Consider the following 21,787-nt stretch of genomic DNA (forward strand, 5'->3'; position numbering starts at 1 on the left):
AAATCATGTATTCAATAAATTTATTGCAGCTTAAAAATAATATTTACTGCAATGAATGTACCCATGACTTTGTCATGCATTTTCGTTAATTTTTAGTATTTTATCGGCTTTATCTCCTAAATCAAGTAACGTAAATAAGCATCAAGTTCTCCACATCAAAAAGGAACATAGTTACACAGCGTAATTCGAGATTTTTAAAACACAACAATCATATTAATATCGGTATTGCGCATAGTAAGTTTACTAATACGCTTTTTATACTTAACTGATAAGCTTTGTAAGTATATGCAAACTTGATGATTTACTATTAGACGATCGCTTTCGTGTAGGCACATCTAGTCTTGTCAGCTTATATAACGCTTTTATCATGGTGTAGGGTTCACTAATCTGAGTTATATGCTTCCTTAAGCTCAATACCCCTCTCAGTAATTTTTTTGACTCAAATCATTGTTGTCTCTGCTAGGAAACGTTTATGGTAACGAGCTTTATGTCCTAAATCAGGAACTAAATTTTCAATCAATATTCTAAACAACTAAGCTCACTAACATTTTGGATTGATGAAGAAGTTATCCAGCTGTGAAATAAAACTAAGCAGAGTAATCATGGAAGACCTCGTTTATGTAACGACTTAACCATTATGACGACTTTCATGGTTAAATGCGTATTTCCAATGCCATTGAGAAGTCTACAAGGATTCCTTAGTTTTGTTTGCAAACGTGCTCAACTCCCGTTGTTGTGCCCTTGTTGTTCATGCATTGATAAGCAAACCAAAAAGGTTCACGTTACGCTCAAAATGAAGAATAAAGGAACCACCGAGCACTTAGCCATTGATTTTGCGGGGCTCAAAGTCTACGGTGAAGGAGAATAAAAGGCTTATGTTATATATAGTGAAAGATATAAATATGTAGACATTATAAAAGCTGGACATTTATTCAGTATCTTATTAGCCTTCATTACGAGTAATAAAGTGGAATCAAAAGGTTATTAATATGCAGATTGAAAGCCTACTTTCAGACGGAATACTCTGGATAGCAGCAGGGGCAGGAGCAAGTATAATTATATTACTTGGCATGTTATTTCACCGCATGGCTCAAAAAAATTTGCATGATTTCATGACTCAGAAAAGTGATGCAGATAGCAAGGTGAGTCAGGCTGTTATTGAACATTTACAATTAAAAACTCGTACTCTGAAATATGAGCTAGATGGTATGAACTTAGAGCATGATCGACTGAACAATGAACTTCGTAATCAATATGGAAAACTTTCCGCTACCGCAGAAAAGCTGTGTCAGATGGAAGTGTTACGCCTTGAAAAAGAACGTTTGGTCATTATCGTAGAAACACTTCGTAACCATAAATCGGCTTTAGAGCTATCACTTCGTGAGCAACAAACACGAACTCAAGCACAATTAGAAGCTGCTGATGCGAAAATTCGTATATTAGAAGGTGCGGAAGAGCGGCTTCACGTGCAATTTGAAAGTCTTGCTAACAAAGTTTTTGATCATAAAACCAAAACTGTTGATGAACAAAACCGTCAAAGTTTAAACTCCCTCTTAGGGCCATTAAAAAGCCAGATAGAAGGCTTTCATAAGCAAGTATCGGATAGTTTTGGTGAGCAGGCCAAAGAACGTCATACGCTAATCCATGAAATTGAAAGTTTGCAAAAATTGAACAAAGACATGACTCGAGAAGCAGTGAACCTAACTCAAGCTCTGAAAGGCGACAACAAGCAACAAGGCAACTGGGGGGAGATCATACTAGCACGCGTATTGAAAGAATCAGGGCTACGCGAAGGGCACGAATACCAAGCGCAGGTCAGTCTTGAAAACGAACAAGGTAAGCGCTATCAGCCCGACGTTATAGTGCATTTACCACACGGGAAAGATGTCGTGATTGATGCAAAAATGGCGCTGGTGGCTTATGAGCGCTATTATCATGCAGAAACATCTATGGACAAAGACAGTGCGTTGCGTGAGCATGTGGCATCAATTCGTGGACACATTCGTGAGCTTGGTCGGAAAGATTATCATCACTTACATGGTATTCATAGTCTAGACTATGTGTTAATGTTTATACCCGTTGAGCCAGCATTTCAAATTATGATTGTAGCAGAACCTTCGTTGATCCGTGAAGCGCTCGATCATAACATAATGTTAGTTAGTCCAACGACTTTACTAGTGGCGCTACGTACCATTAACAACCTTTGGCGATATGAGCACCAAAATAAAAATGCTCACTTAATCGCAGATAAAGCTGCGAAACTCTATAATAAAATTCGATTATTTGTTGTAGACATGGAAATGTTGGGCAGTGCATTAGATAAAGCTTCTAATAGCTACCAAGGAGCATTAAACAAGCTTTCTACAGGCCGCGGTAATATATTACGTCAGGCTGAAGGTTTTAGATCATTAGGAGTTGAAACAAAACGAGAGATCAATCCGACGATATTGAACAGGAATGCTTCAGAAGAGATTGATAATACATCCGCCATGCCATAATCACAAAATTAAACGTGATCTGCTATCATCCGCATTAGCTACTTTTCACTGTTGTGAGTATACAATATACTATACTTATAAGCATTTAATGTGCTTGATATATTTTAAGATCATGCAATAAACTATGCAAACTTCTTTAACCAATAGTCAAAAATAAAGATTAAAAATCCAGCAGGATAAAACGCGTGATAGTCGAGTATCTGACACATATAAATGTGGTACTTCTTAGAACCAAAAGTTAGAATACTGTCATGATATATCAAGCTCTACGTACCCATGAAAGAATAGTCCTATCTCACTTCAAAGATTGCGAAAAATCTACGAAGTTGAAACCTGATAATGGTAATTCAACCCGCTACTCTTTTACAGGTAACAAAATGATCCTTATTAGATATCTCAATAAATTCATTCACTGCCATACCTATCAAATTATTACTTATGTTGATGGCTAATTTGGGGGGGTGAAATATACGGTAGTGTGAATGAGCAATTGGCTTAGCCATAATGCGCTCAATTATAAGATACCGAAAGGGATTCTCGTACTGCGATGCATTGAAAGCCGCTTGTATCAAAGATGCATCCATGATATTCACAGATGCCATTCATTCAATACAGACGACAAAATAACACAAGGCTTAATACACACAGGACAAAATAAAGTCCTCGACACGACAGAGAGCCGTAGTCATTTTAATTTTATTGACGCCCTAGATCTTCGTGATATTGTTGGTATTGTAATCAACGAATATGAAATAATAAACAGTGACCTTTCTTTCGACGCACTAAGAGAATATAATCCATCAGCTCATCCACACCATATTATTCTAAATGGAACAGGATATCACTATAATTCTATCATACAAAATGCAGCATTTACTCGGAACATTGAGCTTCACTACTTTCCTCCTTATAACCCAAAGCTCAACCTGATTGAACGGCTATTGCGGGTGATGAACAAACAGTCAAGAAACAATATTTATTCCAAAAGTAAATATTATTTTAAAAAAATTATAGAGCAAATTTTTACTAAAATATTTCCAGAGATAACAGGCTTTTTAACACCCAAAATCCATGATAAGTATCAGGTATTCAAGCTTGTATCTTTAAGATGATCCAGTATATACAATAAAATTATAGGCACCTCTTATATTACGCCAAAAATTTTTCAGGAGTTTACAATGATAGATACGACACAAGGTGTGACGCAAGACAAAAATAAAAATACCACTCACTTTGGCTTTCAAACGGTGGCTCAAGAAGACAAAATCAACAAAGTTGCTGATGTTTTTCATAATGTATCCGCAAAGTATGACTTGATGAATGATATTATGTCAATGGGTATGCACCGAATTTGGAAACGTTTCACGATTAATTGTAGTGGTGCTCGACCGGGTCAACATGTATTAGACTTAGCCGGTGGGACTGGCGATCTAACTGCAAAATTTTCACGTATCGTGGGCGGTACAGGACAAGTCATTCTAGCTGACATTAATAACTCAATGCTAAACGTAGGACGCGATAAACTACGCAATCTCGGTATCGTTGGTAACGTCACTTACGTTCAAGCCAACGCAGAAGAATTGCCGTTCCCTGATGATTGTTTTGATTGCATAACTATAGGATTTGGCCTTCGCAATGTTACCGATCAAAACAGTGCACTGCGTTCTATGTATCGCGTGTTAAAGCTGGGTGGCCGTCTGTTGGTGTTAGAATTTTCTAAACCTGTTATTGCACCCCTTTCTAAAATTTATGACGCGTATTCTTTTCATGTGCTGCCGAAGATAGGTAAAATCATTGCAAATAATAGTGAAAGTTATCGCTACTTAGCGGAGTCTATACGCATGCACCCTGACCAAGAGACTTTAAAGGATATGATGGAAGATGCAGGATTTGAACAAACCAAATATTTTAACTTAACCGGTGGCATTGTTGCCTTACACCGAGGCTATAAATTTTAAGGTACTGCTATGCCACTTGATCTATTAGTAACCGCCGTTGTTGAAATCAGCCTCAATACCTTGATTCGACCAGATACCAACAATCAAAATCATTTAGCGCGTTTAAAAGGCAAGGTGCTACGTGTTATGCTAACCGACATTAATAAACAATTAATCTTCGTTTTTAGTCAACAAATTCATGTATTGACAGCCTTTGACGGCAAGATTGATTGTAAATTAGCGCTTAGAGTATCAATTATCCCTCAACTAAAAGACAAAGCGAATCTGACTAAACTTATCACGCAAGATAAATTGCAATTGGACGGTGATATCGACATAGCCTATCATTTTTATGGTTTGCTTAATAGTTTCAATCCTGATGTTACGGAATGGTTGTCACACTATACTGGTGATATAGTAGCATATACTTTAGCACGTTTTGTGCAACAAAGTATTGCTTTGTTGAAAAACATGCTCCGTCGTCAGCAAAACTATGCGTCAGAGCTGGTGACTGAAGAATGGCGTTTAGCACCTGGAGCATTGGAAATGGCACATTTTGCTAACCAAGTTGATGAAGTGCAAAGTCATACGTTGCATTTACAAACATGCTTTGAAACTTTTAAAAAGTCATTAAAAAGACATAGTCAGCAAGCATCAATCTCTCATTTCACGGAGGATGCATGACACCAAATGAAATTAAACGCATTTATCAGATTATCAAAGTACAGCTCAACTATGGACTTGATGAATTATTATCAAACCGGCCATTAACCAGTGCGCCTCATTTAATACGAAAAATGCTGTTCTGGCTTAAAAATCGTCATGAAGACAAAGTACTTGGTGAGCGATTGAGGTTAGCGTTGCAAGCATTAGGGCCAGTGTGGATTAAATTTGGACAAATGCTGTCGACGCGTCATGATTTGTTCCCGCCTACGATTTTTGATCAGCTAGCTATGCTGCAAGACCACGTTGCCCCATTTGATGGAAAATTAGCAAGAGCACAAATAGAACAAGCGCTAGGAGGACCATTAGAAATTTGGTTTGATGATTTTAATGAAACGCCATTGGCCTCAGCATCTATTGCGCAAGTGCATACCGCAACATTAAAAGAAAATGGTCGCGAAATAGTACTCAAGGTTATTCGTCCTGATATTTTTCCGGTTATTCAAGCTGATATTAAATTAATGTATTGTATTGCTCGTATTGCCGCTAAATTTTTGCCTGAAGTGCGTCGCCTAAAACCTATTAAAATCATATATAACTATGAAAAAACGCTAATCGGGGAACTTAACTTAATGCGCGAAGCAGCGAACAGTATTCAACTGCGGCGTAACTTTGAAAATGATCACATACTATATGTACCAGAAATATTTAGTGATTATTGCCGTACCAATTTAATGGTTTCCGAGCGTATTTATGGGATTCAGGTTTCAGATCTTGATAAATTAAGACAAAACGGTATAAATTTAAAACTGCTTGCCGAACGCGGTGTGAAAATTTTTTTTACTCAGGTCTTTCGTGACAGTTTTTTTCATGCAGATATGCATCCTGGAAATGTGCTTGTTGCTTATGAGCATCCTGAAGATCCACAATGGATTGGATTAGACTGCGGTATTGTGGGCACTTTGAACCAAGAAGATAAACGCTACTTAGCGAAAAATTTTTTAGCATTTTTCAACCGTGACTATCGCAAAGTAGCTGAATTACATGTTGACTCTGGTTGGGTGCCGCATGAGACAGATGTCGATGAATTTGAATTTGCAATTCGGACTGTGTGCGAACCTATTTTTGAGAAACCGCTATGTAAAATTTCATTTGGTTATGTGTTGTTAAACCTGTTTAATACGGCACGTCGATTCAATATGGAAGTACAACCACAATTAATTTTACTCCAAAAAACATTGCTTTATGTTGAAGGCTTGGGCCGTCAACTCTACCCACAGTTGGATCTATGGGATACCGCTAAACCTTTTCTCGAAGAGTGGATGGCGCATCAGCTTGGCCAGAAAGCAATATTAAATGCAATTAAGAGAAAAGCACCATTTTGGACTGAAAAATTGCCAGAGCTACCGGAGCTTATTTACAACAGTCTAAAACAAAAACAGCAGGCAAATCAGCGTATCGAAGCCATTTATAAAAAATTTATATTCGCACGTAAGCAGTATAACCGCGCATATTTTTTACTAGGAATGGGTGCTACACTGCTGATTACCTCTGCCATACTGTATAATAATCAAGCGGAGATTTTTTCTCAGGTTGCAGGTGTCACATCATTGTGCAGTTGGTTATTTGCATGGCGTACATTTAACAAATGAGAGCATTACTCTTAATGTCAGGTAAATTAGAGTACATTAAATATATTAATACATTAAGCCAGTAAATTCATGTTACTTTTTTATTCCACATGATGCAAAGGGCATTAGTATGGGTAGTATGAGTATTTGGCAACTGTTGATTGTTGTGGTAATTGTTGTACTTTTATTCGGCACTAAAAAATTGCGCAATATAAGGAGAAATTTAGGTTTAGCGATTAAAGATTTTAAAAAAGTTATGACTACCGATAAAAAATAAGATGTTGATTCTAGTCATAGAAAACAGAAAGAGAAAGATCACATGACTCAAAAAAATAAAACAAAAAACAAAGAGCATGTTTGAGTTTTGTTTGGCATTAGTTTTTGGAAACTGATTCTTAGCATAGTTATCGGTTTGGTAGTAGTTGGTTCTGAAAAATTTCCACCTGTTCTTCGTAATATGTTTCTTTGGATGAGTTCAGTGCGGTGGATAACAGATTCTATGCGTGGTACGTTTGAACATGAGCTTAGAATACAAGAGCAAAAAAACAATCTAAAAAAGTTGAGCAGATAAAAATGAAAGATTAATCATTAGATCCACAGCAGTCTATTGGTGACCTAAAAGAAAGAGCGGAAGGTGTGCAACGTTTTTATGGCGATAAGAACATAAGCGCTCATATCGTCAGTTCAAAAACGGATAATACTCCTGGCTCAAGTAAGAATAAAACTGAATAACAAGCATCTCATATGGCTACAGTTTATTACGCATATAAGCATATATTCAATAAGTGATCGTGATTTAAATATAATATTCACATCCGATGAATGTACCAATCATTCTGTCATGGATTTCTGTTGATGTTGAATACCAGATCGCTTTTTTATTAGATTGATTCAATCGCATGCGGCAGGTTCAAATTATACTTCTCAATATGTTGCGTATAATGCTGCCCAAAAAATTTCTATTCTCTAACAGAGAGGTCGTATACATTAAAATCAATCGTACATCACAAAAGCAATTTTGATATGGCTGAACAATTAAGAAGTAAATGAAATTACTTGCGTTAATCCAGATTTCTATGCACGCCAAAGTCAAAAGATTTTTATTTTTTATCCACGCAAGACCATTACTCACCCCCTTTCACAGATAAGCACAATAGTCTACACGTCAAAAGTAAGCGTGATTACGCAGCAAAACTTGAGGTTTTTAAAACACGAATAACCATCTTAATACTGATATGTAACACTTGAACTGCTATGAATAATGCCAGTATTCATAGCAGTTCAACAATACGCACTTTTTTATTATTATTAACAAATGTTGTAAAGATATTCAAGCAAAAAGGTTCGACAGCATTGCTTACAATGGTAACGTGAGTGTCCATCATAGTCATTATGTACTTTTAAACTGCACTTGTTTACGACTTTCTTTCCTAATTCGAATTCAAATAGCAAATCCCAATGTAATGTACTATTAACAATTGCTTTCTTTTTAGGCGCACTTGGCACTTTCAGCTTATTTAATGTTTATATCATACCGTAGGTTTAGTAAACCTGAGCATTATCATCCCTTAGGCTTAATGCCTCTCCAAGTAATTTTTTAATTCAAAACATTCCTGTCTCTGATAGGGAGCATTTATAGTTAATATATTTCGTTTTACAATGCTGTCTGAAACCATATAACTTCTGGTAACGGACAGCTAAATTACGCAAATAATTACGCTTCAAAAATTGTTTTTTCCTTGATGTGATGAATCGTGCCGCTCGTTTAATACGAGTAGTACCGTAATATTGTTGGGTATCATCAGCTTCATCGTCTAATGTATCATTGATTCTGCAGCGGGAGTCTGTTTAAGCAAGTGAGGTAACACTTCACCGTCAGTCGCATTTGATACATTTAACTTAGAAACAATAACTAAGTGCTGTATCATTCCTGGAATCTTAGTTTTTTTAACGTTACGTTAACTTTTTTGGCTTTGCTTGCTAATGCGTGAATAGTAGAGGCATGACAGTGCAGTACAGTAAGTTTGAGTAATTTTGAAAACAGAATTAATGAATTATTACAGACCTTTCAATGACGTTGACAATGTGCGTTTAACCATGAAAACTGTCGTAATAGCTAAATCACCCAATCAACTAGATCTCCCATGATTACCATGCGTGGTTTGATTACATAGTTAAATAACTCCTTCATTAATTCAGAACATTAGTGAGCCACGATTGATTAAAGCTTGATTACACTACTTCAAGTTAGCTTTTTTGTAGCGAAACTTGTTCATAAATCTGAACATTTAATTTAGTCTGGCTGTTTAAAGTGTTGTTCAAAAATTTAGTTCCATCATTCAAAAAATAAAGCCATTTAGCAACTTAATCATTACGATGTTTTTTATGATTAAACACGTGTTTGCAATGCTATTAAAAGGCTTGCAAGAATTCATTAAATCTGTATTCAAATTTGTTCAACTCCCGTTGTCATGTCCTCATTATTCATGCATTAGCAAGCGAGCCAAGATGGCTCACATCACATTCAAGACCAAAACTAGAGAAATCATACAGCACTTAGTCATTAACTCTACAGGAGATCAAAGTCTACGGTGGAGACGAATGGAAGTAAAAAAACATGCCGCTGATAGTAAATAGTGAGCCTGACACAAATGACATCTAACGGTAAATAATATATATATGCATGCAATCATTACTACTGAGTTAAGTGTATCAAATATGACTGAAGATAAAGCGCTACTTAATTTACTCAAACAGACCCGTCGTAGAATCAATAAAATATCAAGCGCTGGAGTTTACAACACCAGACAATGTTACCAAACCATTCGTATTAAACGATAGATTCCACGCGTCCCACAAAAAAAGAGCAACTTATTGGGAACGAGTTCATCCACGTAATTTAGTGGTCAGTTACCAGCAATTATGCGGTTCAAATCAGCATTAAAAAACGAAGTATAGTTACCATAAATGTTCCTTGTCAAAAACAGCAATATTTCAAATCACAAACTTTTGGAGAGACATTTAGCCTAAGAGACTACAATGCTCACATTAGCAAAACATAAGGCATGATAAAAGCATAAAATAAACCAATAGGACTATGTATACCTATAACAAAAGCGAGCATATCATAGTTAATCATGTTGAGATTTGCCATCTAAATTCAGATTAAAAAACAAAGAATTACCGCACAAAAGATGAAAAGTAATGACAATTTCTGGTATAATTCAGGTCATTAAGTAACAGTTGGGTTCGCCGCACCTATAAAAAAGTGAATCATTAGGCTACAATCGAATAATGTAATTAAGGAACTAAAAAATGAGCCGAATTATTTTTTGCGAATGGCTAAAGAAGGAAGGTGAAGGCCTTGATTTTCAATTGTATCCAGGTGATATTGGTAAGCGTATTTTCAACAACATTTCAAAAGAAGCATGGACCATTTGGCAGAATAAACAAACCATGCTAATTAATGAAAAAAAACTTAATATGATGGATTCTGAACATCGCAAATTCTTGGAAACAATGATGATAAAATTTTTGTTTGAAGGTCAAGACACTATAATTGATGGCTACATTCCACCATCACTGTAAATTGCAAGTCAAAGATACATGATATATTAGCCACATTGCTTTGTAAAAAGGACATCTAATTTTTTTAGTTAAAATGCCTTTTTTATTTTTTGTTTTACTACCTTTTGTTTTAGTATCGTATTCACGTTTACTCTATTACTCTATTACTCTATTACTCTATTACTCTATTACTCATAAATGATACTTCATGAGACGACACTACTTATCAACTCTACTGGTACTAACATTCTTATCCTTCGGGTGTACACGTGAAATGATTGAGTCCATTTATGATGTTAACTATGCATCTACCAGTCGCTTTGCTAAAAATTTGGCACCATTATCAGATCAGTTTGAAAAAGACACTGTGGTGCTTGATAAGCTAATTAATGGCTTTTATGACGATATTGCCATGCGTTGGGGGAAAAACAATATATTAATTACAGGCAAACGCGACTACGTCAAATACACAGACAACTATCAAAGTAGAGCACGTGTAGATTTCACAAACGGCTTAGTTACAATAGAAACCGTCGCAACCACGCATCCACAACAGCATTTAAAACAAGCCATTGTAACAACTTTGCTTACTCCAAATAACCCAACAGCCGTTGACTTATATTCTGCAGCAGATATTACACTTGAAGGTCGCCCTTTTTTGCAGGGACAAGTGCTAGATCAGGATGGACAAGAAATTTCATGGGAATGGCGCGCAAATCGCTATGCTGATTATTTAATTAACAAAAAAATCAAAATCAAATCATTACGCTTACAAAATATATTCTATGTTGAGCTTCCGATGGTATCGGATCATTCAAATAAACGTCAGTATCAATATGCTGATTTAATCTATCAATCTTCACGTCGATATGGTATTTCAGAAGAACTTATTTACACAATCATCAAAACAGAAAGCAGCTTTAACCCCTATGCTGTTAGTCGAGCCAACGCATATGGTTTGATGCAGGTGGTGCCGCAAACAGCAGGACGAGATGTTTTTAAGTTTATAAAAAAACGTTCTGGTATTCCTTCACCAGAATATTTATTTGACCCTGCAAGTAACATTGACACTGGAACCGCCTATTTCTACATACTAAAAAATCATTATTTGAAAGATGTACTAAATCCACAATCAAAATACTACAGCATGGTTTCTGCATATAACGGCGGCACTGGGAATGTACTTAAAACTTTCCATCGCTACGATCAAAAACGAGCAATTCACAACCTTAACAGGCTAAAGCCTAACCAAGTGTATTGGGCGCTGACAAATAAGCACCCCTCATCGGAATCTCGACGTTACCTACAAAAGGTCATTACATACCAAAAAAAATTTCATACTTTACCATAGAATTACGGTGACTTTTTTACAGTAAAGTACTCTCAATGCAAAGAAACAAAACACAGTTATGTATTTCATAGATTATTTTGCGTATAAAGTACTTACTATTATGATCGACTTTGTTCCTACATAAAAGAACTCAGTTTTTTTCAATCTACGCTCTAAACAGATAGGTTTGCTTAAACATGCGGATCTACGGGCAAATTTAGCTACAAAACAGCTAACCGGAAGAAGTACAAGTAAGCTTTAATCAATCATGACTCACTAACATTCTCAATTTATAAAAAAGCCATTCAGCTATGGAATCAAACTAAGCAGGGTAATTATGGGATACTTCGTTTATTTAGCAGCTTAGCTATTGCTTCTACAGGACTAGCAATCTACGGTGAAGGAGAATTAAAAAGCATGGCATTTATGGGAGACGATAAATCTGGCGTAAGTGACATTTAGCGATAACTATAAATACGCATGAGAGCATTGCTGCGGAATTAAATTCGTCAAATGTAATTGACAGTGAAGTGCTACCTAACTTGTTCAAACAAATTTACTAAAAAATTAATAAAATATCAGGCAATAGTGTTGACGGCACCAAACAATATTAAAAAAACATGCATATTAAACGAGCGATTCCACTCATGCCTCCCCCCAAAAAACAATTTTTAAAAATCGATATCATTTGCATAATTTAGCGGTCAGTTATCAACAATTATACGTTTCAAATCGGCATTGAAACACGAAGTGTAATTATCATACACGTTTCATATAAAAAGCAGCAATGATTCCAATTAAAAAACTACTTTGAAAAACATTGAGCCTAAGGAATCATAATGCCCAGATTAGTGAAACTTACGCCATGATAAAAACGTTACATAAGCTGACAGGGCTAGCTATACCTAACATTAAAACAATTATCTAATAATGAACTATGTTAGGGGCTGCTATCTGCACTCGGATTAAAAAAACAACCATTTTGAACACGATATTTACCATATTGACTCGTTTGCTAATGCATGCATAGTAAGGGCATGACAATGGCAATCGAGTAAATTTAAAAATAAAATGAATGAGATCTTCCATCATTACTCTACTTAGTGTAATTTCATGGCTACATGGCTTCTTTATCAATCCAGAATGTTAGTGAGCCACCATTGATTAAAGCTTTATTATGTTGTGTTCAGTTAGTTATTTTGTACTTAAGCTCATTTATAGACCTGAATATTTAAGTACATCTGGCTGTTTAGCAGTGTAAACTGATAATTTAGTTCTTTCATTTGGAAAAATAAAGTCCCTAGAAATAATTAATGAGTAATTGAACTTAGCATACGATAAAAATCGGATTTGATTATACTCAATATCATTGATGCCATGCATGGCTCCGAAGAGTATCAGTTTTTGAAACAGGAACGCACAGTTAATCACAACCCTCTTGTTATCGTATCAGCATTATATGAATACCAAATGAAATGAAAAATTTAAAAAAAAGGCTAAAAATTGCCTCATCAACCCATGTTATCTGAATTGGTAAAAAATCATGTTAGAATATTTGATTGGCGAAGCACCTCGCCAAGTATGCATAAATTTTATTAGCTGGTGATGAGTGAAATTATTGCTGTGGGCGCTCTGTACAATAATGGCCTTGAAATTGGTGCGCTTCGCATTGTACAGTGCGGTGAATAGTTAACGTTGAAGTAGGTGTCTGGCAAAAGCTAAAGCAAATAATATAAGGCTCACATACTCAACTGTATATGGTAAAAATTTTGAGAGTAATAGTGGTGGCCATACGATAACAGCATGCATTAATATTTTACTATTTTTAAAAATCATTCAAGATGTTACAGCAATGTCAGTGATGTTGGTAACGTGCAATAATACGCATTAAAATAATTTTGTTTGTCAAGAAATATAATATTATAAAATTTTGAAGAATATCGTTTTGTTACTGCTGTTGAATTACTAGACTATGCGATAAAAAAATTTTTAGCAGCTCAGAGCAGACAATGTACAACAACATTGATGTGTTAACTGAAGAGAAAGGCGCTATGGTTGACCCACATTTAACTCATTTAAGTGATAACAATTATGAAAAACTAACAAGTCTACATTATGATGGGCTTCAAAAACTTTAAAGTTTTGTTTCCTAATACGAGTTCAGATAGTAAATGTTAACATAGCATAGGCTTCGCTAATCTGAATATTGTAATCCCTGAGGTTCAATATCACTTCTCATAGTTATTTAATTAGAAAGATTGCTGCCTCTGCTAAAAAACGTTTATGGTAACCGGCTTTATTTCCTATATAAGGAAGCTCAATTTTTCAAGCAATACTCTCAACAATTAGGCTCATGAAAATATTCAGGTCTATGAGCAATCTTCACTACAAAACAACTAATTGAAAGCAGTATAATCAAACTTTACTCAATCATGGCTCACTAAGATTCTGGATTAATAAAGAAACTATTCAGCTGTGAAATAAAACCAATCAGGGTAACCATGAAAAATTTTATTTATTTAGCGACTTAACCATTATGGCGACCCTCATGGTTAAATGCGTATTTTCAATGCCATTATCATGCTCTTACTATTCATGCATTAGCAATGCGAACCAAAACGGTTAACGTCACGTTCAAGACGAAAATAAAAGAAACATCCAGCACTTAGCCATTAATTTTACAGGACTCAAAATCTACAGTGAAGAAGAATGGAAAGTAAAAAAACATAGTGCTAGTGGGAAACGACGGATTTGGTACAAATTACATTTAGAGATAAATACAAATACGCATAAAATTATTTCTGCTAAGTTAAACGTATCAAATGTACTTGACGATAAAATGCTACTTAACTTGCTCAAACAGATCCATTGAAAAATTAATAAACATCACTCTATGTGCTTACGACACCAGACAATATTACGCAACTATTCGTATTGAATGGGTGGTTCCACTCATTTCATCAGGAAAAGAACAACTTTTTAGGAACAAGACCATCCACGTAATTTAATAATCCGTTACCAGAAGTTATACGGCTCAAATATGCATTAATAAATGAAGTAGCGTTATTATAAACGTTCCCTGTCAGAAACGGCAATGTTTCGAGTTGAAACACTACTCCAAGGAACGTTGAGCTTAAGAGATCACAATACTCACATTAGAAACACTTACGCCATGAGGAAAAAATCAAATAAGCTAGCAGGACTAGCTATGTCTAAAACGAAAGCAATTGTTTACTCGTCAATCATGTTGAAATTTGTTATTTAAACTCTAATTAGAAAACAAAGCCTAACTTTAACCAACCCTTACCTTGCCTATTGACGAGTGTTAACCGCGTAATGTAGTGCAGTTAAGAACTTGCTGTGATAGCATTCATTTCTATTCTCATTGACGTGCTATGAGAATAACGTGATAGGAATATTTGTGCTGTTAATTATTGATAACTACGATTCTTTCACCTACAACTTGTATCAATATTTTTGTCAATTGGGCGCGAAAGTAGAAGTTCACCGTAATAATACAATTTCCCTTGCCGATATTGAAGCTAAAGCACCGACTCATCTCGTCATTTCGCCTGGTCCTTGTACACCAAATGATGCAGGTTTATCTCTTGCTGCCATTCAGCATTTTGCCAAAAAACTGCCAATTCTTGGCGTATGTTTAGGTCATCAGGCATTAGCACAAGTATTTGGTGCGAACATTGTACGAGCACGTCAGGTAATGCATGGAAAAATTTGTTCTGTAGAGCACACTAATGAGGGAGTATTTTATGGCCTCAATAACCCTTTAACGGTCACACGTTATCATTCTCTAGTGGTTGATCACGAATCCTTGTCTCATGATTTTGACATCACGGCATGGACAGCGTGTAACGGTGAGTTTGATGAAATCATGGGCATTCGCCATCACTATTTACCGCTAGAAGGCGTGCAATTCCACCCAGAAAGTATCCTGACTGAACAAGGGCATCAACTGCTTGCTAATTTTTTGTCTGTAAGCTGTTATATGCCAGCAACAGTCAACATTAATCCACTAATTCCCAACGAAAAGTAATCCACTTAGTTAGCATTTATGCGTTATTACTCAGATGGGAGTGAGTATTAACTAAGGGGGGGTAAGTATGCCTCAAACGAACACAATAATTTAATAGTTAATCATGACGGACTGTGCTATCTGAACTCGGATTAAGCAATAATGCTAAGAAAATTTACCATTTTTTTCACGCTTGGCTAACGTAGAAAATGAGATACTATGTGTCCAGGAGCCTGCAGAGATCTGTGATCAATCCGTTCATGAAATAATAATAAAGTTATGCAAATTCACGTTACAAGAAATTATATCTGTCGCTCCTGGTAATGATACACTAATACGCATTGAAGGTGCTTGATTTTTTAATAATTCAAGCTCATGCTATAGAGCATAAAAATTTTTTAACCGATGGTCAAAAATTAAAACTCAAGATTTAACACGATAAGACTTGTGATAGTCTCGTGTGTGACCACATAAACGTGGTACTTCTTACATCCGGAGGTTGGAATATAGCCATGATTTTTCAAGCTCTACGTATCCATGAAACAACGGGTTTACGTCACCTCAAAAATCACGAACAGTCTAAGCAACTACAACCTGAAAATAGTAATTTAGATAGTCTTCTTGTCACTACCGTGATAATAGTCCTTAATAAACACTTCAACAAGATTATTTACCACCATACCTATCAAATTATTGTCTATGTTGATAAGCAGTTTTGGGTGCAATACACGGTAGTAGGTATGAATAAGTGGCTTTATTATAAATAAAACTTTAGGTTATACGATGCTAAAAGGGACTTCACACAAACTTGATGCCAGAGCGCAAGAGGATTTTATCCGTCGCAATGATACATTGAAAGGCGCTAACATCAAGGATGTATCCATGTTATTACTTAATGCCACTCACTCAATACAAGCAATAAAAATCATACATAAATGGATACACAAAGGGCAAAACACAGTCCTCACAACAACTGGAATCAATAATCATCTCAGCATTATTGACATCCCTGATCTTAACAACATTGCAGGTATCATAGTTAGTCAGCATGAGACAACCGATAGCAAAAACATTGCCTATTTTTTCAGTAAATTAAGAAAAAATTTTTCATTAACTTATCAGCTCCATATGGTTTTTAATAGAACCAGATATCATCAAAATAATTTCGTCAAAAATACAGCATTTATTTTTAATATTCAGCTTCACTACCTTCCTTCTTATAGCTTAAATATCAATTTAATAAAACGACTCTGGACGGTGATTAATAAAAAATCAAAAAACAACGTTTACTTTAAAAGCAAACGTTGTTTCAATAAGATCATAGAAGACTTTTTTACTGTGCTTTTTTTAAAAATTATAAAACTTTTAACGCTCCAAATAAATAATAAGTTTCAGGTTTTCAAGCCTGCATCTTCAAGTTAATCGAATATATTAAAACGAGGAGAGGCTAGCCATGATAAATATCCTAATATATCTATTTGAAATTTACATCCATAGCGATGTAGCGTTAATAGTAGATCATAATGAATTGACTGATGAACTTCTTCAAGCAGGTTTTCATCAAGAAGATATATATAAAACAATAGATTGGCTCGAAAAACTAGCGCTCTTGCAAGAAGATAATAAAACTCCATATGTGACGGGAAACATGCTCACTTCGGTACGTATTTTCACGTCAAAGGAGATGGAACGCTTAGATACAGAAAGTCGTGGTTTTCTCATGTTATTAGAACAAACCAACGTATTGAATCCGGAAACACGTGAAATGGTTATTGATCATGTGATGGCATTAGAAACCCAAGAACTTATATTAAACGACCTTAAATGGATAGTCTTAATCGTATTATTTAATATACCTAACAATGAATACGCATATAATCAGATGGAAAAGTTACTTTACTGCACTTCAGAAAATGAATTTCTGCATTAAGATTGACTATTTTCGTCTGTTTAAGGTAATACAGCTTTAATTAAAAAAATAAATAAATTGCTTTTTAGCGCGTATAAACATACACTTAAGCAAATAGAATACTGCTTTCTATATTATAGAACTCTTATTATTAATTACAGTAAATATGCACTCTGTCAAAAAATCACACAAGCCACCCTGTGTGTAAGTGTACAATCTTCTTGAATCATAAAAGTGGACACATTGTTAAAGAGCTGAAGGTTACATTATCCTGAATGTAACAATGAATTAATACGGTAACAATTTTAATTGGACATGTTTATCAATTATTCGTCTATCCTGAGCGTATAGAATACAATTCTACGAAAATAAATCACGGTTAAAGAAACTTTTTATCCGTACCAAATTTCTTCTAAGTGCCAATTCACAATTGATTATTCAAACTCATCAACAGTCAATGTGAAGTATGTAGAAATACTTTATTGTAACAAATATTAACATAAACAGTTTAGCATTAAGTGTATAATTGACTTTATTTCCTAATTCGAGTTCAGATAGCCCGTCCCAACATGATTAACAATTAAACAATCACTGTTGTTTTAAACACATCTAGTCCTATCAGCTTATTTAACGCTTTTATCATGACGTAAATTTTGCTAATCTAAATATTATGATCTTTTAATTTCAATCTTACTCCTAGTGATTTTTTAACTCGAAACGTTGCCGTTTCTAGTAGGGAACGTTTATGGGAACCATACCTCATTTTCCGATGCTAATTTGAACCATATAACTTCTAGTAGCTGACCACTAAATTACACAGCTGACCTCGTGTCCAAAGAATTCCTCTTGTTATTGGTAGAATGAGTGAAACCGCTCGTTTAATGCAAACGGTTACGCAACATTATCTGGTGTCGTAAGCACCATCAGCTAATATTTTATAGGTAACATTTCACCGCCAGTCGCATTTGGTGCACTTAACTCAACAGCAATGACTTCATGCGTATTAATATCTATCACTAAATGTAACCTGCACCAGACTCGCCATTTTTCTCCGCAGTAGACTTTGAGCCCCATAGAGTTAATGGCTCAGTATCAGATGCTGTTTTTATTCTTCGTTTTGAACGAAACGTTAACCATTTTTGCTCGCTTTCTAATACATAAATAGTGAGGGCATAACAACAGCAGTTAAACAAGTTTAAAAACAGAATTAATGAATTCTTGCAGACTTCTTAATGGCATTGAAAATACGCATTTAACCATCAGGGCCATCGTAATAGCTAAGTCACTAAATAAACGAGACCTCCCATGATTATCCTACTTCATTTGATTCCAGTTAGTTGTTTTATAGCGAAAATTATTCATAAACCTGAATATTTAAGTGAGCCTCACTGTTTAAAGTGTTGCTTGGAAATTTAGTTCCCTTATTAAAAAAATAAAGCCAATTACCATAAATGTTCCCTAGCAGAAACAGCAATCGTTTTAATTAATAAACTACTAAAAGGAACATTGAGCCTAAGAAATCACACAACTCAGGTTAGTAAAACCGACGCCATAATAAAAGCGTTAAATAAGCTGACAAAATTAGGTGTACCTAACACTAAAGCAATTGTCTAATAGTAAATCATACGGGGATTAGCTATTTAAACTTGAATTAGGAACTAAATTACCAATCTACGCTCTAAACAGCTAAGTGCACTTAAATATTAAGGACTATGGACAAATTTTAATCCATTATAGCTTATTAACATACTGTATTAATGAAGCAACCATTCAATACTTATTCATTGATTCTACAAGGCTCAAAGCCTACGGTGAAAACTAGTAGCAAGTAAAAAAACATGGCACTGACAGTAAACATCGAATATAGTACAAGTTGTATTTGGTGGTAAATGTATAAATACGCATGAGATCATTATTTTTGAGTTAGATTCATCAAATGTCACTAGCGATGAAGTACTGCCTAGCTTACTCAAACAGACCCAATGAAGAATCAATGCAATATCAGGTGATGATGTTTACGACCTAAGAAAGTGAAGCAGTACTGATCGTATTAAACGAGTAGTTCCCCTTATCTTACGAAGTAAGGGAGTAGTTTTTCAGAAACGAGGTTACCCGTGAAATCTAACAGTCAGTTACCAAAAATTATACGATTCAAATCCGTATTAATGTTCAAAATTAAAAAATTGCTTGAAAAAAACATTGAGCCTAAGGCATTAAAATACCCAAATTAACGAAAGTTCCACAATAATAAAAGCGTTAAATATGCTGACTAAGATAGTTATACCTAATACGAAAGCGATTGTCTAATAGTTAATCAAGTTGGGACTTACTATCTGAACTCAAATGAGGACACTAGGCCTCATTAATTCAAAATATCAGTAACATACGATTGATTACAATTCAATTATAATACTTTCTGCTGGTCGTTTGCTAACTCATTTGACTCATAAACTTAAATATTTAAGTGCATCCAACTGTTTAAAACGTAAGTTGAGTATGGTATGCCGAATAAAAATTTTTAAAGGGGAATATTGGCCAGTGTTGAGCAGTGTGTTGCTGCACTTTTGCGTGGTGAAGTCATTGGATACCCAACTGAGGGTGTTTTTGGTGTTGGGTGTGATCCTGATAACATAACGGCTATTCAAACTTTACTTGCCATCAAAAAGCGCGATAAAGCGAAAGGATTAATCCTTATCGCAGCACAGTCCACACAATTAGACGGGTATATTAATATTGACAATTTAAACAAAACAATAAAAGCCGATATATTCTCTAGTTGGCCTGGCCCGGTTACATGGGTAATACCAGCAGGCAAAAAAATCACAGATTGGGTTACTGGACAATTTGATACGGTTGCTGTACGTGTGTCTAACCATCCAGATGTTAAAGCGCTTTGTATGGCATTTGGCAAACCTATCATCTCGACTAGCGCCAACCTCAGTGGCAAAGAGCCGTGTCGAGTTCAAAGGGAAGTCAACATTCAATTTGGTAATAAAATTACTTATATTTTAAATGGTAAAATTGGTGGCCTTAATAAGCCAACCAAGATCCGGGACGCGTGTTCTGGTAAAGTGCTTCGAGAAGATTAAATATAATTGTTTAATTTGGAAGGAACTACTGTGCAAACTTACACTCAACCCATTGATAAAGATGCCGTAAAATGTTTTTTCCTTACACTTCAAGATCGTATTTGCGACGCGTTATCTCAAGAAGATGACGACGGAAACTTTGTTGAAGATGCATGGAAACTCGAAGCTGGTAGCGGTGGCCGTAGCCGTATATTGCGCGAAGGTTCTGTGTTTGAGCAAGCTGGCGTTAACTTTTCTCACTGGTTTGGTAACAAGATGCCTGCCTCTGCAACCGTACATCGCTCTGAACTAGCGGGGCACAATTTTGAAGCCATGGGCGTGTCTCTAGTGATTCATCCAAAAAATCCGCATATTCCTACATCTCATGCCAATGTACGCTTCTTCATTACCGAAAAAAAAGATGAAGCACCTGTATGGTGGTTTGGTGGCGGTTTTGACCTAACACCATTTTACCCTGTCGAAGAAGATTGCCTTTATTGGCATAATACAGCAAAAACAATTTGCAGACCATTTGGTGAGTCCGTTTATACAGAGCATAAGGCTTGGTGCGATCGTTATTTTTTCTTACCTCATCGTAATGAAACGCGTGGTATCGGAGGTCTTTTCTTTGATGATCTGAATAGCTGGGGTTTTGACGCATCTTTTAGTTATATAAAAGCTGTTGGTGAAGGCTTCCTGGATGCCTATCAACCTATCGTGCAAAAACGAAAGGCAACAAAATACAGTGAGCGTGAGCGTCAGTTCCAGCTTTATCGCCGTGGTCGTTATGTAGAGTTTAACTTGTTGTATGATCGTGGCACACTGTTTGGGCTACAAAGTGGCGGGCGAACAGAATCAATTTTTATGTCTATACCACCATTAGTTAGATGGGAATATGCTTTTGAACCGGAAGCTAATTCACCGGAAGCTGAACTTTATAAAAGTTATTTAATGCCAAGGGATTGGTGAGGCTAATTCCGTAGACGGATGAATGTATCATTGTAATTTAATATTACACAGGCTTTGTTGCCTAACTCAAACTCAAATAGTAAATCCCATCATAATTCATTATTTGGATAACATTTATCTCACTCAATCGGTAAAACACGCGGCATAAAATTGTCATCAATATTAAAAATTAAGGACGCTTCATC

General features: G+C 35.5%; 17 protein-coding genes and 5 pseudogenes. 19 read left to right on the plus strand and 3 right to left on the minus strand.

The window, feature by feature from the left end; genetic code table 11:
* Nucleotides 1-261 precede the first annotated feature (261 nt).
* Nucleotides 262-414, minus strand: a complete 153-nt coding sequence (locus tag BTN50_RS10020; RefSeq protein ID WP_161492929.1) for a hypothetical protein — start codon at nt 412-414, stop codon at nt 262-264.
* A 121-nt stretch (nt 415-535) separates the two neighbouring features.
* Here BTN50_RS10020 and BTN50_RS03255 point away from each other — a divergent pair.
* The 7 genes and pseudogenes from BTN50_RS03255 to tatA all read left to right on the plus strand — a co-directional run.
* A pseudogene (locus BTN50_RS03255) lies at nt 536-865 on the plus strand (transposase); the annotation flags it as partial.
* Between the two features lie 124 nt (nt 866-989).
* The gene (gene rmuC, locus BTN50_RS03260; RefSeq protein WP_096619014.1) at nt 990-2,498 is read left to right on the plus strand and encodes a DNA recombination protein RmuC; all 1,509 of its coding nucleotides are present in this window, start codon (nt 990-992) and stop codon (nt 2,496-2,498) included.
* Between the two features lie 482 nt (nt 2,499-2,980).
* Nucleotides 2,981-3,610: a transposase gene (locus tag BTN50_RS10965; protein ID WP_235610987.1), complete on the plus strand. Its 630-nt coding sequence runs from the start codon at nt 2,981-2,983 to the stop codon at nt 3,608-3,610.
* A gap of 66 nt (nt 3,611-3,676) precedes the next feature.
* Nucleotides 3,677-4,456, plus strand: a complete 780-nt coding sequence (gene ubiE, locus BTN50_RS03270; protein ID WP_096619015.1) for a bifunctional demethylmenaquinone methyltransferase/2-methoxy-6-polyprenyl-1,4-benzoquinol methylase UbiE — start codon at nt 3,677-3,679, stop codon at nt 4,454-4,456.
* A 9-nt stretch (nt 4,457-4,465) separates the two neighbouring features.
* The gene (locus BTN50_RS03275; protein ID WP_096619016.1) at nt 4,466-5,119 is read left to right on the plus strand and encodes a ubiquinone biosynthesis accessory factor UbiJ; all 654 of its coding nucleotides are present in this window, start codon (nt 4,466-4,468) and stop codon (nt 5,117-5,119) included.
* Entirely contained in the window at nt 5,116-6,750 is a 1,635-nt protein-coding gene (gene ubiB, locus BTN50_RS03280) for a ubiquinone biosynthesis regulatory protein kinase UbiB (RefSeq protein WP_096619017.1), read from the plus strand. Before BTN50_RS03275 ends, ubiB begins: the two co-directional genes overlap by 4 nt.
* 109 nt (nt 6,751-6,859) lie before the next feature.
* Nucleotides 6,860-7,090 (plus strand): annotated as a pseudogene (gene tatA / locus BTN50_RS12110) (twin-arginine translocase TatA/TatE family subunit).
* A gap of 435 nt (nt 7,091-7,525) precedes the next feature.
* Here the strand turns inward: tatA and BTN50_RS12115 are convergent.
* Nucleotides 7,526-7,630: a hypothetical protein gene (locus BTN50_RS12115; protein WP_096619020.1), complete on the minus strand. Its 105-nt coding sequence runs from the start codon at nt 7,628-7,630 to the stop codon at nt 7,526-7,528.
* 1,454 nt (nt 7,631-9,084) lie between these two features.
* Between BTN50_RS12115 and BTN50_RS03300 the strand changes: the two are divergent.
* From BTN50_RS03300 to BTN50_RS03340, 10 genes and pseudogenes are all read left to right on the plus strand, one after another.
* Nucleotides 9,085-9,363, plus strand: a pseudogene (locus tag BTN50_RS03300) (transposase); the annotation flags it as partial.
* A gap of 45 nt (nt 9,364-9,408) precedes the next feature.
* On the plus strand, nt 9,409-9,570 hold the full coding sequence (locus BTN50_RS10025; RefSeq protein ID WP_161492931.1) for a hypothetical protein: 162 nt from the start codon (nt 9,409-9,411) through the stop codon (nt 9,568-9,570).
* A 474-nt stretch (nt 9,571-10,044) separates the two neighbouring features.
* The gene (locus tag BTN50_RS03305) at nt 10,045-10,317 is read left to right on the plus strand and encodes an oxidative damage protection protein (protein ID WP_096619022.1); all 273 of its coding nucleotides are present in this window, start codon (nt 10,045-10,047) and stop codon (nt 10,315-10,317) included.
* 187 nt (nt 10,318-10,504) lie between these two features.
* A complete protein-coding gene (gene mltC / locus BTN50_RS03310; RefSeq protein WP_096619023.1) occupies nt 10,505-11,647 on the plus strand; it encodes a membrane-bound lytic murein transglycosylase MltC in 1,143 nt (380 codons plus the stop codon).
* A 240-nt stretch (nt 11,648-11,887) separates the two neighbouring features.
* Nucleotides 11,888-12,554: pseudogene (locus BTN50_RS03315) on the plus strand (hypothetical protein).
* A gap of 1,443 nt (nt 12,555-13,997) precedes the next feature.
* Nucleotides 13,998-14,891: pseudogene (locus BTN50_RS03320) on the plus strand (transposase).
* A 156-nt stretch (nt 14,892-15,047) separates the two neighbouring features.
* Nucleotides 15,048-15,677 (plus strand): aminodeoxychorismate synthase component II, encoded by a 630-nt coding sequence (locus BTN50_RS03325; protein ID WP_190319693.1) that lies wholly within the window; start codon nt 15,048-15,050, stop codon nt 15,675-15,677.
* A gap of 437 nt (nt 15,678-16,114) precedes the next feature.
* Nucleotides 16,115-16,423, plus strand: coding sequence for a hypothetical protein (locus BTN50_RS03330; protein WP_150137198.1), 309 nt, complete (start codon nt 16,115-16,117; stop codon nt 16,421-16,423).
* 16 nt (nt 16,424-16,439) lie between these two features.
* Complete coding sequence (locus BTN50_RS03335; protein ID WP_096619025.1) at nt 16,440-17,078, plus strand: transposase; 639 nt, start codon at nt 16,440-16,442, stop codon at nt 17,076-17,078.
* A 31-nt stretch (nt 17,079-17,109) separates the two neighbouring features.
* Nucleotides 17,110-17,586, plus strand: coding sequence for a DUF494 family protein (locus BTN50_RS03340; protein ID WP_096619026.1), 477 nt, complete (start codon nt 17,110-17,112; stop codon nt 17,584-17,586).
* A 1,164-nt stretch (nt 17,587-18,750) separates the two neighbouring features.
* On the opposite strand, the gene BTN50_RS12120 is transcribed toward BTN50_RS03340, so the two are convergent.
* Nucleotides 18,751-18,834, minus strand: coding sequence for a hypothetical protein (locus tag BTN50_RS12120; protein ID WP_394336776.1), 84 nt, complete (start codon nt 18,832-18,834; stop codon nt 18,751-18,753).
* A 1,262-nt stretch (nt 18,835-20,096) separates the two neighbouring features.
* On the opposite strand from BTN50_RS12120, the gene BTN50_RS03350 reads away from it, so the two are divergent.
* Together BTN50_RS03350 and hemF are read left to right on the plus strand one after the other, a co-directional pair.
* A complete protein-coding gene (locus tag BTN50_RS03350) occupies nt 20,097-20,654 on the plus strand; it encodes a Sua5/YciO/YrdC/YwlC family protein (protein WP_096619027.1) in 558 nt (185 codons plus the stop codon).
* A gap of 30 nt (nt 20,655-20,684) precedes the next feature.
* Complete coding sequence (gene hemF / locus BTN50_RS03355; RefSeq protein WP_096619028.1) at nt 20,685-21,602, plus strand: oxygen-dependent coproporphyrinogen oxidase; 918 nt, start codon at nt 20,685-20,687, stop codon at nt 21,600-21,602.
* Nucleotides 21,603-21,787: the final 185 nt, after the last annotated feature.

The organism is Candidatus Enterovibrio altilux (assembly GCF_002381345.1).
In the GTDB taxonomy this organism is placed as follows: domain Bacteria; phylum Pseudomonadota; class Gammaproteobacteria; order Enterobacterales; family Vibrionaceae; genus Enterovibrio; species Enterovibrio altilux.

Bases quoted from the DNA above. Each gene is read 5' to 3' on its own strand.
- ubiB (WP_096619017.1), top strand. From the start codon at position 5,116: ATGACACCAAATGAAATTAAACGCATTTATCAGATTATCAAAGTACAG.
- BTN50_RS03275 (WP_096619016.1), top strand. From the start codon at position 4,466: ATGCCACTTGATCTATTAGTAACCGCCGTTGTTGAAATCAGCCTCAAT.
- BTN50_RS10965 (WP_235610987.1), top strand. From the start codon at position 2,981: ATGAGCAATTGGCTTAGCCATAATGCGCTCAATTATAAGATACCGAAA.
- BTN50_RS03340 (WP_096619026.1), top strand. From the start codon at position 17,110: ATGATAAATATCCTAATATATCTATTTGAAATTTACATCCATAGCGAT.
- mltC (WP_096619023.1), top strand. From the start codon at position 10,505: ATGAGACGACACTACTTATCAACTCTACTGGTACTAACATTCTTATCC.
- BTN50_RS03335 (WP_096619025.1), top strand. From the start codon at position 16,440: ATGCTAAAAGGGACTTCACACAAACTTGATGCCAGAGCGCAAGAGGAT.
- BTN50_RS12120 (WP_394336776.1), bottom strand. From the start codon at position 18,834: ATGGCCCTGATGGTTAAATGCGTATTTTCAATGCCATTAAGAAGTCTG.
- BTN50_RS03305 (WP_096619022.1), top strand. From the start codon at position 10,045: ATGAGCCGAATTATTTTTTGCGAATGGCTAAAGAAGGAAGGTGAAGGC.
- ubiE (WP_096619015.1), top strand. From the start codon at position 3,677: ATGATAGATACGACACAAGGTGTGACGCAAGACAAAAATAAAAATACC.
- BTN50_RS12115 (WP_096619020.1), bottom strand. From the start codon at position 7,630: ATGCGATTGAATCAATCTAATAAAAAAGCGATCTGGTATTCAACATCA.
- BTN50_RS10025 (WP_161492931.1), top strand. From the start codon at position 9,409: ATGCATGCAATCATTACTACTGAGTTAAGTGTATCAAATATGACTGAA.
- rmuC (WP_096619014.1), top strand. From the start codon at position 990: ATGCAGATTGAAAGCCTACTTTCAGACGGAATACTCTGGATAGCAGCA.